The 14,934-nt window shown below is 55.8% G+C and carries 10 protein-coding genes and 1 pseudogene; 9 read left to right on the plus strand and 2 right to left on the minus strand.

Going from position 1 to position 14,934, the window contains the following annotated elements:
- Positions 1–443: 443 nt before the first annotated feature.
- Positions 444–2,996, minus strand: coding sequence for an ATP-dependent Clp protease ATP-binding subunit (locus tag FNT36_RS15010; protein ID WP_144849380.1), 2,553 nt, complete (start codon positions 2,994–2,996; stop codon positions 444–446).
- 229 nt (positions 2,997–3,225) lie between these two features.
- On the opposite strand from FNT36_RS15010, the gene FNT36_RS15015 reads away from it, so the two are divergent.
- From FNT36_RS15015 to FNT36_RS15040, 7 genes and pseudogenes are all read left to right on the plus strand, one after another.
- Positions 3,226–3,672, plus strand: coding sequence for a hypothetical protein (locus FNT36_RS15015; RefSeq protein ID WP_144849382.1), 447 nt, complete (start codon positions 3,226–3,228; stop codon positions 3,670–3,672).
- Positions 3,673–3,716: 44 nt separating this feature from the next.
- Positions 3,717–5,090 carry a DUF5458 family protein gene (locus FNT36_RS15020; RefSeq protein ID WP_144849384.1) on the plus strand — a complete coding sequence of 458 codons (1,374 nt, stop codon included), beginning with the start codon at positions 3,717–3,719 and terminating at the stop codon, positions 5,088–5,090.
- Between the two features lie 94 nt (positions 5,091–5,184).
- On the plus strand, positions 5,185–5,586 hold the full coding sequence (gene tssD / locus FNT36_RS15025; RefSeq protein WP_144849386.1) for a type VI secretion system tube protein TssD: 402 nt from the start codon (positions 5,185–5,187) through the stop codon (positions 5,584–5,586).
- Between the two features lie 382 nt (positions 5,587–5,968).
- Positions 5,969–6,415: a hypothetical protein gene (locus tag FNT36_RS15030; RefSeq protein WP_144849388.1), complete on the plus strand. Its 447-nt coding sequence runs from the start codon at positions 5,969–5,971 to the stop codon at positions 6,413–6,415.
- 12 nt (positions 6,416–6,427) lie between these two features.
- Positions 6,428–6,760 (plus strand): annotated as a pseudogene (locus FNT36_RS25985) (PAS domain-containing protein); the annotation flags it as partial.
- On the plus strand, positions 6,740–8,422 hold the full coding sequence (locus FNT36_RS25825) for a sensor histidine kinase (protein WP_394348947.1): 1,683 nt from the start codon (positions 6,740–6,742) through the stop codon (positions 8,420–8,422). The pseudogene FNT36_RS25985 and the gene FNT36_RS25825, both read left to right, overlap by 21 nt.
- A gap of 38 nt (positions 8,423–8,460) precedes the next feature.
- Positions 8,461–8,871, plus strand: a complete 411-nt coding sequence (locus tag FNT36_RS15040) for a response regulator (RefSeq protein ID WP_144849392.1) — start codon at positions 8,461–8,463, stop codon at positions 8,869–8,871.
- Between the two features lie 789 nt (positions 8,872–9,660).
- Here the strand turns inward: FNT36_RS15040 and FNT36_RS15045 are convergent.
- Positions 9,661–11,850, minus strand: a complete 2,190-nt coding sequence (locus FNT36_RS15045) for a glutamine synthetase III family protein (protein ID WP_144849394.1) — start codon at positions 11,848–11,850, stop codon at positions 9,661–9,663.
- Between the two features lie 408 nt (positions 11,851–12,258).
- Here FNT36_RS15045 and mtaB point away from each other — a divergent pair, with 408 nt between their 5' ends.
- Together mtaB and FNT36_RS15055 are read left to right on the plus strand one after the other, a co-directional pair.
- Entirely contained in the window at positions 12,259–13,608 is a 1,350-nt protein-coding gene (mtaB, locus tag FNT36_RS15050) for a tRNA (N(6)-L-threonylcarbamoyladenosine(37)-C(2))-methylthiotransferase MtaB (protein ID WP_144849395.1), read from the plus strand.
- 326 nt (positions 13,609–13,934) lie between these two features.
- Complete coding sequence (locus FNT36_RS15055; protein ID WP_144849397.1) at positions 13,935–14,915, plus strand: beta-1,6-N-acetylglucosaminyltransferase; 981 nt, start codon at positions 13,935–13,937, stop codon at positions 14,913–14,915.
- Positions 14,916–14,934 lie beyond the last annotated feature (19 nt).

Raw genomic sequence — 14,934 nt, forward strand, 5'->3', positions numbered from 1 at the left:
CGCTGTGGGAGTTACAAACGCCCCTGCCGGCCCGCCCGGCGCGAGCACCAGCTCGCCCGTAGCAATGATAAGCTGGCACACCTATGCGCCTTCCCCGGCATCACCAGCCGTAAAGCTTTCCTGGTAGTTCACGCACTGGCCGGCGGCGAAGCTCACCGTTTCGCGGGCCGTGCGCCGGCCAGTGTCGAAGAAGGTAATGTAGCCGGCCAGGAGCTTGTGGGCAGAATTAGCCTAGTCGAGCAGCAGGTTGTTGTGAGGTACGTCGAGGGTCAAGTGCAACTGGCCGTGGCGTACTTTGGCCACGACCCAGCTCCGCGCATCGGTAGCCTGCTCAAACACAAACTGGCACTAACGCAGCGGGTACATGGTGCCCGCTACTACCAGCTCCGCATAAAACGACGACATAAATTAGCTTCTAACTTCTATAGCCTGGGAACGGAGTACTAAGCGACACCGTCCGGCTCAAGGGCCGGGGTAGGCACAACAGTAGCGGCCGCAGGCGTCTCATGGGTGGTAGTCCACACTAGTTCATCGTGGCCCTCAGGCTTGGTAAGGCTGAGCGTGGTGCCAGGCCGGGCCTCGCCGCTGATGATGAGCCGCGAGATGGGCCGCCGCAGCTGCGAGCGAATCACGCCCGTGATGGGCCTAGCTCCATACTTGGGCGTAAAACCCGACAAGGCCAGGTGTTGCCGCGCTTCAGGGCTGATAGCTAATGTGATGCCTTGCCGCCGCAACTGCTCCAGCAAGGGCCGCAGGTGAATATCGAAGATGCGGCCCACGTTTTCTTCCGAGATAGGCGCAAACGGTACAATCTCGGTGAGGCGCGCCAAGAATTCGGGTCGGAAGTGGCGGCTCATCGTTTCGAGCAGCTCGGTGGAGCTAGGGGGAAGCCCGGCAGCGAAGGCGCGGCTCACTTGCTCGGCCCCGATATTGGACGTGAACAGGATAACGGCGTTGGAGAAGTCGCCCTCGCGGCCTAGGCGGTCGTGCAGGCGGCCTTCATCCAAGATTTGCAGGAAGATGTCAAACACCGACGGGTGGGCCTTCTCAATCTCATCGAACAGCACGACGGAGTAGGGCTTCTCCCGAATTTTATTCACCAGCAAACCTCCCTCCTCATAGCCTACGTAGCCGGGAGGCGCCCCATACAGCAGCGCGGCCGAATGCTCTTCTTTAAACTCCGACATATCGAAGCGAATGAGGAACGACTCATCATTGAACAGAAAGTCGGCCAGCGCCTTCGCTAGCTCCGTTTTGCCGGTGCCAGTGGGCCCTAGGAGGAAAAACGAGCCAATAGGCTGCCCCGCCTTGGTGAGGCCCGAGCGCGACTCCAAGATGGCGGCGCATAGCGCGCGCACGGCTCCCTCCTGCCCTACCACGCGCTGCTGTAGTACTTGGTCCATGCGCAGTAGCTTCTCGCGCTCGTTGCTTTGCAGCTTGCCCAGCGGAATGCCAGTTTTGCCCGACACAATGGCGGCAATATCTTGTTTTTCTACGCTTTCCTTCTTGGTGTCGGCCAGGGACAGCACGGCCGTTAGTAGCTCGCGCAGGTAGGTTTCGAGCTCGGCGCTGGTTTCGAGTTGCTCGGGCTGCTGCTCGTTTTCGAGCTGGTTGAGCCAGAGCTGGCTCACCTGATTTTGCACCTGGTACAGAAACCAGCGTAGCTCGCGCAAATAATCTGATTCGCCTAGTTCCTCACGGCGGGTGGTTAGGGCGTCAAACTCGTTTTGCAATTGCTGCAGGCTGGCCACGGCGTGCTCATCGAGCATTCGGATGGCGGCCATCGTGCGGTCTACTAGGTCAATAGCCGAGTCAGGCAGCTGCCGGTCCTTAAGATAGCGCTTAGCTAGGCGCACCGCCTCGGCTACAGTACCCGGCCCTAGGGCCAGGCCGTGGTGGGTAGCGTAGAGCGGCAGCACGCGCTCTAGCATGCGCTCGGCCACTACCACCGAGGGTTCTTCCACGCGCACAGTATCAAAGCGCCGGTTAAATGCCTCATCCTTTTCGATATACTGTCGGTACTCGTCGTTGGTAGTTGCCCCGATAACCGTCAGTTCGCCGCGGGCTAGCTCAGGCTTGAGCAGCTGTGCGATGCCGCTCCCGGCACTGCCTTTGGGGTCGAGCAGCACATGCAGCTCGTCAATAAACAAGATGGCGCGGGTATACTGCTTCAGTTCCGTCAGCACCTTTTTGATGCGGTCCTCCACCTCGCCTTTGTAGGAAGCCCCCGCCACTAGCGTACCTAGGTCCAGTTCGAATAGGGTTACGTCGCGCAGGTGCATGGGCACTAGCCCTAGGGCCAGTTGTTGGGCAAAGCCTTCAACCAGAGCCGACTTACCCACCCCCGGCTCACCAATGAGGAGCACGTTGGGCTTGGTGCGGCGGCCCAGTATCTCGGCCACTAGCCGGATTTCGCGGTCGCGCCCCACAATGGGGTCAAGCTGGCCAGCACGGGCTTGGGCGGTCTTGTCGGTGCAGTAGGTACCTAGGGCGCCGCCCTGCCCGGCGGGCGCTGGGCCATTGGCCGGCGCGGCAGCCTTAGAGTCGGCCGAAGCGGCCGGGGTAGCAGGCAACTCAGCCTGAGCAGCGTCTAAAATTTCTTTTTGCGTGAGGGGCAGCGATTTTAATTGCTCGGCAGTGAATGCCAGGCCTGGCCGCAGCAAAGCAGCTAAGGCGCACAGAGCATCGGGTTGCTCGCGGGTTAGTTGCAGGGCCACTAATTCGGCTAGTTCTAGGGCCTGCTGCACGGCTGCAGCGGGGGTAGGTTGCTCCACGGGGCGGGCGGCCTTCGGCTCATCTTCGAGGCGTACTTCGGCCCACTCACGCAGGTAGTGAATATCTTTATCGAGCACGGCTACTAGCCACGAAGCCAAGCCTATCTCATTGTGCAGCAAGGCCATGAGCAAGTGCGGCGCGGCGTATTGAGCCTGGCGGTATTCATGGGCTACAGCCTGCGCAATATGCAGGCTGCGCCGGAGCGTATCGGAAATAGCCACGGACGGAAAAGGAAATGGCGTGAAAAAAGAACAGGCAGGCAAACTACGGCACGCAAGTAAGCAGAGATACCAGACAACGCCCACCAAGCTGGCGGTAAAGCTGCCACTTCGCGCAAGCGAGAGGGACTCTTAACCTTTGACCAAGTCCGGCCGTAACCCTTGGGCAGACGGTAGTTTGTGCAGTAGGCCGTATATTTTCCGGCACTTAGCTGCATTATTCCTTTTCTCTATGGCACTGTATTCCTACGGCATCGGCGGCCAAGAGCGTAAGCTCGACAATGCCTCCGAGGCTATTTCGGACATTCCGCTCAACCGCACTCTGCTCGTGCAGAAGCTTACCACTGCTACTCCCCTGCGCCCGCAGATAGTAGAGGGTCTCAAAACTCCAGAGGCAGTTTTTGCCCATTTCAAGCCCGAGGTAGCCGTTGAGTTTCAAGACGCTGACGGGGCTGTAGTGCCCGAAAAGCTGCACTTTGCCTCCCTAGGCGATTTTGGCAAAAAGGGTATCATTAACCAGAGCGACTTTTTGCGTGGGCTGGCCGCCGAAACCGACGACCTCAACAAGCTGTTGCGACAGCTCAAGTCCAATAAAATCCTGAAGGCTGCACTCGAAAACCCCGAAACCAAGGCGGCTTTTCTCAGTGCCATTCAGGCCATGATGGACGAACTGGCCTAGGGCCCGCGCCATTTTTTATTCGCTTTTCTGCTTCCTTTTCTTTTATGGCGCTCGAACAGCAGCAAGATGCCACCGCAGCCGGCTACCGGTCGCGCGAGGCAACTCCCTCCCTCGAACAAAGCACGCAAGCCCTGCTCAAAGTCGGTGGCTTCGATTTGTTGGAAACTACCATTGACGGTGCTTCCAACCTCAACCCCGAGAAAAAGGCTCGCAAAAAGATTTTTCTGTCGGAAGACGGCAAAAAAGCCGACCGCCAGCAACTCAAAAAGCGCCTAGGTCTCTGGCATAAGCTACTGAGCGAAAGCGACTCCGTAGCCGACGCCGTCGAGAAAGGCCAGCAGCGCGTAGAATCGACCGAGCAGCAGCTCACCGACAACCTGCGCTCGGCCGTAGAGGCCACGCACGAGCTAGAGCAGGCCTACCGTTCGGTGGCACTGTTCTTCAAGAACACGGACCTAGACGAGGTGAAGAATATCTCCGTTCTAAACGCCGACAAAGACCAGCTACAAGACCTAGACAATACCACGTTTATTGACGCGGTATCGGAGGAACTGGAGCAGAACTACGACCGCCTCGACCTGCGCGATAACTATTCGCTGCTGGTGGTGCCCGGCTACCTAGGCTCGAACAAAGTACTGGATAAGTGGAGCAAGATTGCCCACAAGAACAAGGTGATGATGGTCACCGACTTCGAGCACTATGACACGCCCGAAGACGTAATTGAGCTATTTGAAGAAGCCAATCTGACGGGCGCCGACGCACATAAATCAAACGTCATTATGACGGCCAACTGGCTGGTAGGCCGGGGTAAGCTCGAAGAAATTGGCGAAGAAGAAGACCTGTTCGTGCCGCCGTCGTCGGCGCTGGCAGGCCGCATTTACGCCACGCTGGCCTCGCAGGTCACCGCGGGCCGCAAGCACGGCACGCTAAGCGAGGTCGATGGGGTTAAGTTTCCGTTACGAAAAAGCGAGATTTCCAACCTCGAAAAAATTGGTCTTGTGCCAATGGTCAACGAGTATGGCCGCGTCATGGCTTTCTCGGCCAAAACGCTTTTCAACGGCGATAATATCGGTTTGCAGACCTACTCGGTAGTGCGCGTCTTCGACTACGTGACCAAGGTGCTAATTGACTTTTTGAACCGTCGCGCCTTCGAAAACTGGGACCACAACATGCGTATGGACATTCAGGGGCAGATTGTGCGCTTCTTGGATAGTATTGCAGGACCGGGCAAATTGATAGAAAAATTCTCTATTAAGAAATTTGAGCGCGACCCCGACCAGAAGGACCGGATTTTGCTCGACATCCATATGGTGCCCTATTTCCCAGCCAAAACCTTCCTTGTATCGTTGGATGGCACCAAGGGCGATGACCCTGACAACCCAGACCGCGACTGGAATGCTGAGTACGCGCAGCAATAGCTCAACCGTATGCGTATCAGCTAGTAGCCTTACCTTTGGCTAGGCAGCAACGCCTAGCCAACTCAAATTTTTCACCATCCTTTTCTTTTTCAATATGGCTTCTTTTAGTGCAGTTTTCAGCGCCGCAGGCAGCGAAGAATGCGAAGTAGTAAGTTGCAACTACTCCTTCAACCAGACGACTGACGATAAGGGACGGCCTTCGTCGGTAGTACAAGGTGGCACCATTAAGTGCACTATTGTGTCGACGGATAGCACCAAACTCATCAGCTGGATGCTCGACCCTTACAAGCGGGCTGATGGCAAGATTGTCTTCAAGCGTGCTGACCAGGACTCGAAGATGAAGGAAATTGATTTTAAAGAAGCTTACTGCGTAAGCTACACCGAGAACTTTGATGCGCGCGGCGACCAGACGCAAGCCTCTATGACGCTTAGCTTGGTTATCTCGGCCAACAAGATTGACGTGAACGGCGCTACGCTCGACAATAAGTGGGTATAGTACCTCTTTGCTACTAAATAAGAGAGCCCGGTTAGATGAATCTAACCGGGCTCTCTTATTTAGTAGCAAAGAAGGGAAGAGAAACTTAGCTAATACTAAAAGCGCTTCTGCCGACAAGGGCCTCCTTTGGAAATATTGATAGCTATGCGCCCTGCGGCCGCTGTCAAGCCTTCTAATGCTACCCAGTATCTCAGCCTCTACTATAAGATGGCTAGAAGTAAGTCTGCATTAATTACACTTAAGCTGTCCCGCTCCGATATGGCTTACCCAACAGAGAAGCGCCCCCTCCTACTTGCTTATCTTCGCTAACGACGTTGCTGCCTTGGCTTCGTCTGTGACACCCTCTGTTACCTAGTACTTTTTTTATTTCCCTACGCTGCCTGTGGCATCCGTTGACAATCCTTTAGAAGTTTTCTTTGACTTGGTGCCGACCGGGGCTGCGCTTTACGCGCCCATCCTTGACGAGCACGGCGATGTGGTCGATTTTCGCTTCGTGCGCCTCAATCCAGCCGGCCAGCGCCTATTGGGCCTGCCCGCGCAGCCGCTCCACACGTTTCGCGAGTACTACCCTAATAGTGTGCCGACGGGCATCTTTGCCCAATACCGCACCGCCTACCTGACGGGCCAAGTTTCGACCTACGACGTGCCGTACGAAGGCGATGGCCTCGACACCTACTTCCGGCTGGTGGCCCAGCGCAGCGGCGAGTTATTGGTTGTCAACTTCATGGACCTGGCCGACCTGCCCCGTTCGGCTGTAGAGCAGTCGCTACGCGAAAGTCGGGCCCGCGAGCAGGCTGCCCGGGCGGAGGCCGAGCGCCAGCGTGGCTAGCTAGAGCGCGTATTTGAGCGGGCCCCGTTGGCCATTGCCGTGTACCGGGGGCCTACCTATACGATTGAGTTGGCCAATCCCACCGTGGCGCGCCTTTGGGGGCGCACCCGCGACCAACTCCTAGGAAAAGGGCTATTTGAGGCCCTACCGGAAGTGGCAGGCCTAGGCTATGAGGAATTACTGGATGATGTGATGGCCACTGGCTTACCCCATGCGGCCCACGCCATGGAAGCCCAACACGACCGCAACGGCCAGCGCGAAACCGCCTATTGGGACTTTGTGTACGTACCGATGCACGCTGCCGACGGCCACATCAACGGCGTAATGGTTGTCGCGACTGAGGTAACTGAGCAGGTGCTCGCTCGCCAACAAGTGCAACAGCTCAATCAAGAATTGGAGACCCGGGTACAGGAGCGGACCCGCCAGCTCGAAGTCGCGCAGCAGGCCACCGAGCGCCAGCGGCGGCAGTGGCACGAGCTTTTCATGCGGGCCCCGGCCGGCATCTGCATTTTCGACGGCCCCGACTGGGTGTATGAGTTCGTCAATCCGGGCTATCAAGCGATGTTTCCGGGCCGCGAGTTGCTGGGCAAGCGCCTGGTAGATGCCCTGCCCGAAGTAGCCGACCAGCCCCTCATGGCTATTCTGCACCACGTCTACGATACGGGCGAGCCTTTCGAAGCCAGTGAGGTGCTGGTGCCCCTAGCCCGTACGGCGCATGGGCCCGTGGAGGACATTTACTTCGACCTCACCTACCAGGCCCGCTGCAACGAAACCGGGCAGATTGATGGCTTCGTTACTTATGCCCAAGACGTGACCGCGCGGGTGCTGGCTCGGCGCGAGCGCGAAGCCCAGCAGGGCGAGATGCAGCGCGTGTTCGAGCAGGCCCCAGTGGCTATTGGATTGTTTGTGGGGGAAGAGCTCTGCATTACGGCACTCAACCCGCGTATGGCCGCTCTGCTTGGCCTGCCGGCCGACCAACTGCTAGGGCGCCCCCTACTAGAAGGGCTGCCCGAGCTAAAGGGCCAGGGCTTCGACGACTTGATGCGACAGGTGCAGACGACCCAGGTACCGTTTGTGGGCCAGGAGTTACCCGTTACTCTCACGCGCGACGGCGAACCACTGGTCACCTACTATAACCTTGTCTACCAACCATTCTACAGTGCCATGGGCCAGGTAGAAGGCGTCTTCGAAGTAGCGGTGGAGGTGACGGAGCAGGTTCTAGCCCGCCAGCAGGTGCAGTACCTCAACGAAGAGTTGGCTGTTATCAATGAAGAATTGACGGCCACCAACGAGGAGCTGCACGAGAGCAACGGCCAATTGGTACGCACCAATGCCGACCTAGACAACTTTGTCTACACGGCCTCGCACGATTTGAAATCTCCGATTAGCAACATCGAGGGGCTGCTAGCCCTCTTGCCGGAACTGCCACCCGGCGCCGTGCTCACCGACGAGTATGTGGCACCAGTACTAGACCGCATGCACGAGTCTATTGGGCGCTTTCAGCGCACTATTGCACATCTCACCGACGTAAGCCGGCTACAGGCTGAGTTTGCCCAGCCTGCCGAGACCGTCTCGCTGGCTGCCGTTATTGAGGACGTGCGACAGGACTTGCATTTCCAGTTCCTTGAATCTGGAGCCGTGCTCGAGGTTACCGTCAAGGATACGCAGCCCCGGGTGTTCTCGCCTAAGAACCTGCACAGTCTCATTTACAATCTTCTGAGTAATGCGCTCAAGTACCGCCACCCCGAGCGCACGCCTCTGGTGCGTATCAGTTGCCGGCCGGCAGGCGACATACTGGAGCTGCGCGTGCAAGACAACGGCCTAGGGCTGAGTGTCCAGCAGCAGCAGCGCCTGTTTCAGCTTTTCCAACGCCTGCACACCCACGTTGAAGGCTCGGGCGTCGGGCTGTACGCCGTCAAGAAGATTGTGGAGAACGCCGGCGGCCATATTACGGTGGAGAGTGAGCCGGGCGTGGGCACCACCTTTATCCTCACTTTTCCGACCTAGAGGTTGGTTTTTCTGTAGTTTTCGTTATACCCTTATCCATGCCGCGCTTATCGAGTGTGTTATTGGTCGATGATGATGCGACCACCAATTTTTTGAATAAGCTACTGATTCAGCGCGCTAGCGTGACTGAGCACCTATTGATAGCCGAAGACGGGGCGCAAGCCTTACGCACGCTGGCCGACGCCTGCCTGCTACCAGGTGAGGAGCAGTGCCCCAAACTAATACTGCTCGACTTGAACATGCCCGTGATGAATGGTATTGAGTTTCTCCGGGCCTACCAGCATTTGCCCACGGCACAGCGGCAAGGCATCGTAGTGATGCTACTCACCAGTGCCTCAGTCGAGCGGGACCTAGGTCAACTACGAGGCCTACCCCTCGACGGCATGCTAGAAAAGCCTCTGACGGCGGCCAAGCTTCAGCAGCTACTCGATAAGCATTTTCCGGCATAGCGAGAGGCTTCGGCATCAAAAGGTGTGCTAGGTATCAGGCATAAACTAGCAATAGCTACTTACCAATACAGGCTATTAGCTATCACATCCATTAGCAAAAGAGAATACTCGCCAGATGTCGCAAAACCGGGCGTTCACGTAAGAAATACAGAGTCGCCAAGAAAAGCAATGCGACCGCAAAAGACAATAAATTTCTCGTGGCTAACGGCTCACTTCTAGCTGATAAACTAGAAACCCAACTTTACAGCAGGTTTTGCGGCGCATGTCTGGTCAATCACGATACTATTCCGCCGCTTATAAGGGGTTCTGTAACAACCGCCGCACCTCGCTGCACAGTACTTATCGGTTCAACAAAAGTGCTATAGTAATCCTTCTGCTTGCTGAACAAGTAGGCTATGCAAGACAATGCCACTGGTAGGCGTGAGCAACTCCCTACAGAACTAAGCGACGCCGACGTATAGCTACCTATTTGGACATAGCTAACTTATATGCGAGCACTATTTAACTCGACAGCAGGAAGTATAGACCTAGGAGTATGATAATGTGAAAAGCGGCCGTTACTTATTATCGGCCGCTTTTTTATTCTCGGAGGAGTTCCCTAAGTATTCTTGATTTAACACCTCACAAGCCACTTGTAAAATATTCTTTAAAAGTGCTCTATCACACATTTTAAAGCCAGTTGAACCTAGTGGACACAAAAAAAAGGTCGCGCCACCCGGCACGACCCTTTCCAAACCCGGACGCAGCGAGAATTCCCACCCAGCGCTGGTCCGTGGCTCCAACCCAAAGTTAATGCCGGAACAATAATTCGCGGTACTTCACCAGGGGCCAGTCCTCATCCGCCACAAGCAATTCAAGCTTGTCGGCGGCGCGGCGAATCACCGCAAATTTCTCTTTGACCGTGTCGCAATAGGCTACCGCACGTTCGCGGGCGTCCTCGAGGCGGTTGGCCACCTTGCGGGCCTCAATCATGGCGTCGACCGTGCTCTTAATAGTTGATACGTAGCCCGAAATCGATTTAATCATCTCTACCGTTACCTGGCTGTTCTCATCGTCGAGGCCCAGTTCGCGCAGGCCGCGCACGTTTTGAATCAGCTTGGTTTGGTATGCTACGGCCGTTGGGATAACATGGTTGACAGCGAGGTCACCTAGGACGCGGCTTTCAATCTGAATTTTCTTGATGTACTCGTCGAGCAAAATCTCGTGGCGGGCGTGCAGCTCCGTTTCAGAGAAGATGCCGTGGCGGCTGAAGAGTTCAGCTGCATCCTCACGCACCAGCGCGTCGAGGGCCTGGGGGGTGGTGGGCACGTTGGCCAGGCCGCGGCGGGCCGCCTCGTCGCGCCACTCGTCCGAGTAGCCGTTGCCCTCGAAGCGGATGTTCTTGGACGAGATAACGTACTCGCGCAGCACGTCAACGATGGCCACTTCTTTCTTCTTGCCCTGATTGATGAGCGCGTCAACTTGCTCTTTAAAGGCAATGAGTTGGTCGGCCACGATGGCGTTGAGCGTGGTCATGGCCGACGAGCAGTTGGCACTCGACCCCACGGCGCGCAGCTCAAACTTGTTGCCGGTGAAGGCGAAGGGCGAGGTGCGGTTGCGGTCGGTGTTGTCGAGCAGGATGGCCGGAATCTTATCGATGCCCAGCTTGAGGTAGATGTTGTCGCCCTTGTCGAGCGGCAGCTTGGCCGTGCGCTCGAGTTCGTCGAGCACGCCATCGAGCATCGAGCCCAGGAACACGGACATGATAGCCGGCGGCGCTTCATTGGCCCCGAGGCGGTGGTCGTTGCTGGCCGAGGCGATGCTGGCGCGCAGCAAGTCACCGTAGCGGTGCACGGCCTTGACGGTAGTAATGAAGAAAGCCAGGAACTGCAGGTTCTCCTTCGGCCGGCGGCCGGGGGCGAGCAGGTTCACGCCCGTGTCCGTGCTCATGGCCCAGTTGTTATGCTTGCCCGAGCCGTTGACGCCGGCGAAGGGCTTCTCGTGCAGCAGCACCTTGAAGTTGTGCTTGAGGCCCACGCGGTCCATCACGTCCATCAAGAGCTGGTTGTGGTCGATGGCCAGGTTGGCGTCCTCGAAGGTCGGGGCGCACTCAAACTGATTGGGCGCTACTTCGTTGTGGCGGGTACGCAGCGGAATACCGAGGGCGTTGGCTTCTTCCTCAAACTCGAGCATGAACGCATGCACACGGGGCGGAATCGAGCCGAAGTAGTGGTCTTCGAGCTGCTGGCCCTTGGCCGAGGCGTGCCCAAACAGGGTGCGGCCGGTCATCACCAGGTCGGGGCGCGCATCGTAGAGGGCCTTGTCCACCAGGAAGTACTCCTGCTCGATACCCAGGGTGGTGTGCACACGCTGCACGTCCTTGTCGAAATACTGACACACATCCACGGCAGCTTTTTCTAGCACGGCCAGCGACTTGAGCAGCGGGGCCTTGTAGTCGAGCGCCTCGCCAGTGTACGCTACGAAGATGGTGGGGATGCACAATGTCTTAGCACCTACCGTTTCGATGATGAAGGCGGGCGAAGTCGGGTCCCAGGCCGTGTAGCCGCGGGCCTCGAACGTGTTGCGGATGCCGCCGTTGGGGAACGACGAAGCATCGGGCTCCTGCTGCACCAACGCCGAGCCTTTGAAGTTCTCAATTGGCCGACCGTCCGAGTTGAGGTCGAAGAACGAGTCGTGCTTCTCGGCCGTAGCTCCGGTTAGGGGCTGGAACCAGTGCGTGTAGTGCGTGGCCCCCTTGGCCATAGCCCACGTTTTCATGGCCGAGGCAACGGCATCCGCTACCGAGCGCTCTACCGGCGTGCCGTGCTTGATGGCGGCTTGTAGCTTCTTGAAATACTCGCCGGGCATATTTGCCCGCATCGCCTCCAAATTGAAGACATTTTGCCCAAAAGAATCGGACCGACGACCCTTCTCGGGCTTAACCGTCAGTGCCTGACGCTGGTCAACGAGTTCGAGGGCTTTAAAGCGTAAAATGGCCATGAAATAGAAGAATGGGTGTCAGTTTTCAGGGCAAAAGTACGCTTACTAAGCCAATTTTCTTGGCATTACCCTTAAAAAAGCACCTTTACCAAATTAATAAGACTAGTTTCTATGTGAAGTACTCTGAATGTCAAGCGAACGGCAATTCAACTTTAGAAGTAGAGTAAGTTGTCACAAAACACCCAATTAGCTACTAGGCAATTTTTCTCAATCGCGTTCACTCTTTTTATTGCTCCTGGGGCAAGCAGCAAAATCGTGACGGTTTCATGTCTAGGTTATCATTTGCTGTTCAATGGTAACTAAACAGATATGCTGGTGTATACCGGAAACTTCTTTAGGTGCAACGCGCTTGGTGCAGGGGTCTAGTGTCGCCGCTCTATCGAGCTATGGCCGTAACTTTGTAGGCTTATGACTCCTCAAACCGTTGCCTTTTATACGCTGGGCTGCAAGCTCAATTTCTCTGAAACGTCGGCCCTAGGGCGGCAGTTTGAGGAGCGCGGCGTGCGCCGCGTCGAGTTTGAGCAGGGTGCCGATTTATATGTAGTTAATACTTGCTCTGTCACCGACCATGCCGACCGCAAGTGCCGGAAAGTGGTGCAGCAGGCCTTAAAATATAATCCGCAGGCGTTCGTAGCGATTGTGGGCTGCTACGCCCAGCTCAAGCCCCAGGAGATTGCCGAAATACCGGGCGTGGGCGCCGTGCTGGGCGCGGCAGAGAAGTTTCGGCTGGCAGAAATTCTAACCGAACTGGAAAATGATAATTCGGCGCTACCGCTAGCGGCCGGCGCGCCGGGGCGGGTATTTGCCTCTCCTATTTCGGAGGCAACGGAGTTTCATCCGGCACAGTCGTTGGGCGAGCGCACGCGTACCTTTTTGAAGGTGCAAGATGGCTGCGACTACTCGTGCTCGTTCTGCACGATTCCGCTGGCGCGCGGGCACAGCCGCTCGGGCAGCGTGGCCTCAGTAGTCGAGCGCGTAGAGACCCTCGCGGCGCAGGGCGTAAAGGAAGTTGTACTGACTGGCGTTAACCTAGGCGACTTTGGTCTGCAAGGACCGGAGCGCCAGCGCGTAGAAACATTTACCCAACTGGTACAGGCCTTAGATGAAGTCGAAGGGATGCAACGCTTTCGCATCAGCTCGTGCGAACCCAACTTGCTCACCGACGAGATTATCCAGACCGTAGCAGCTTCGCAGCGATTCATGCCGCATTTTCATCTGCCTTTGCAAAGCGGCTCTGACAAAATCTTGGGTTTGATGCGCCGTCGCTACCGCCGTGCCCTTTATGCCGACCGCGTAGCCCGCATCAAGGAGCTGATGCCGCACGCAGGCATTGGGGTTGATGTGATTGTAGGCTTCCCGGGCGAAACAGAAGCTGACTTCCTGGAGACTTACCATTTTTTGAATGAGCTACCGGTAAGCTACCTGCACGTGTTTCCATACTCGGAGCGGGCTAATACGCTAGCCCCAACCTTGAAAGGCCGCGTGCCAGAGCGCGTGCGCACCGAGCGCACTACCCAGCTTCGTAGCTTATCGGAGAAGAAGAAACGCTTTTTCTACGAACAGCACGCGGGCTTTGAAACCAATGTATTGTTTGAGGATGACGTGACCGATGGTCGGGTCGAAGGCTACACACCCAACTACATCCGCGTAGCAGCCAAGTACGACCCACTGCTAGTAGGCGAAGTTCGCCCGTTACGCCTCACGCAGGTGAATGCCATAGGCCTGATGGAGGCCGAGGAAGTTGGCATTCTAGTCTAAATCAGACCTCAGGGTGTTGCCTTCATTACCAGTCGCAAAGGTTAAGAACGACTGGTAATGAAGGCAACATCGCTTTTTCTGTGCTTTAATCTAAAAAGTTTGTAAAATAAGTATTCAAAGTAGTAGCATTTTCTGCCTCGCCTAGGTAGCCTTGTAACCGGTCGTCGAGCTAGAAGGCAGTAGAAAAGCGTGCATATCGTACCCAGGGTCGGCCCGTAACTGCCCCCTCATAGCGTGAGCAGCTGGCAGACTATTTATAAAGCTCATTACTAGATGAGGAGACGTACCTTATCGTAATTTACCGCCTCGCTGTAACTAGCTTCCCTATGGCACCTGCAGACACGCAATGGAAAGAGCTGCATATCAATTATATTATTCTCGCTCATAAAAATCCAGCGCAGGTAGCACGGCTGATACAAGCGCTAAGTACAGACACCAGTAGGTTCTATATCCACGTCGATAAAAACACGGATATCCATCCATTCGAACGTCTGCTGGAGCCTATCAAGAGCGTTTCTTTTGTGCACAGCAGGGAAAAAGGTACGTGGGGTGACCTTGGCATTGTGAAAGCGACTATCCACGCACTGCAACAAATTGTGGCAGACCAACGCACCGGATACTGTGTCTTACTTAGCGGGCAAGATTATCCAATAAAATCAACCGATAAAATAGCGCAGTATCTCACACGCAACCAAGGCATCAATTTCATGAATACAACGCCTTTGCCAAGCAGCAAATGGAACCGCGGCGGCATGGACCGAATAGAGTATTATAAGTTTAATCTTTCTGAGAAAAGAGGAGATTATGTCATACTGCCGCCCCTCTTAACTGCTGATTTTCTACAAAATCGGAGTTACTATACCTCCACTATCAAACAACTACTGCGGCGCAAGACGAATCCGTGGGCAATTCTAAAGAAAAGGCACTTTCCCGGGTACTTGCGGCCGTTCTGCGGCGACCAGTGGTGGACAATCCCGGTGGAAACGGCGCATAAGCTGCTACGTTTTTTAGAAGACCACCCAGATTATTTCCGCTATCATCAACACACGCTTTTGCCGGATGAAATTGCTATCCAGAGTGTAATACGCCATCTTTTTGGCGCGGAGGATAAGATGGCAATACGGCCTACCGTGACGTACATCAACTGGGAAAGGCAGGGGGTTACTTTACCAGTCACGTTTGACCATAATGATATCCAGGAACTGCTAAATCAGCCAGAAGAAATGCTTTTTGCCAGAAAGTTTGATATGGAAACTGACGCAAAAATTCTGGACTTGTTGGATGGTTATATTAACTCGGGCACCTAGGTATTGCAGCATCAGCGAC

This window comes from Hymenobacter setariae (assembly GCF_007713685.1).
Taxonomy (GTDB): domain Bacteria; phylum Bacteroidota; class Bacteroidia; order Cytophagales; family Hymenobacteraceae; genus Hymenobacter; species Hymenobacter setariae.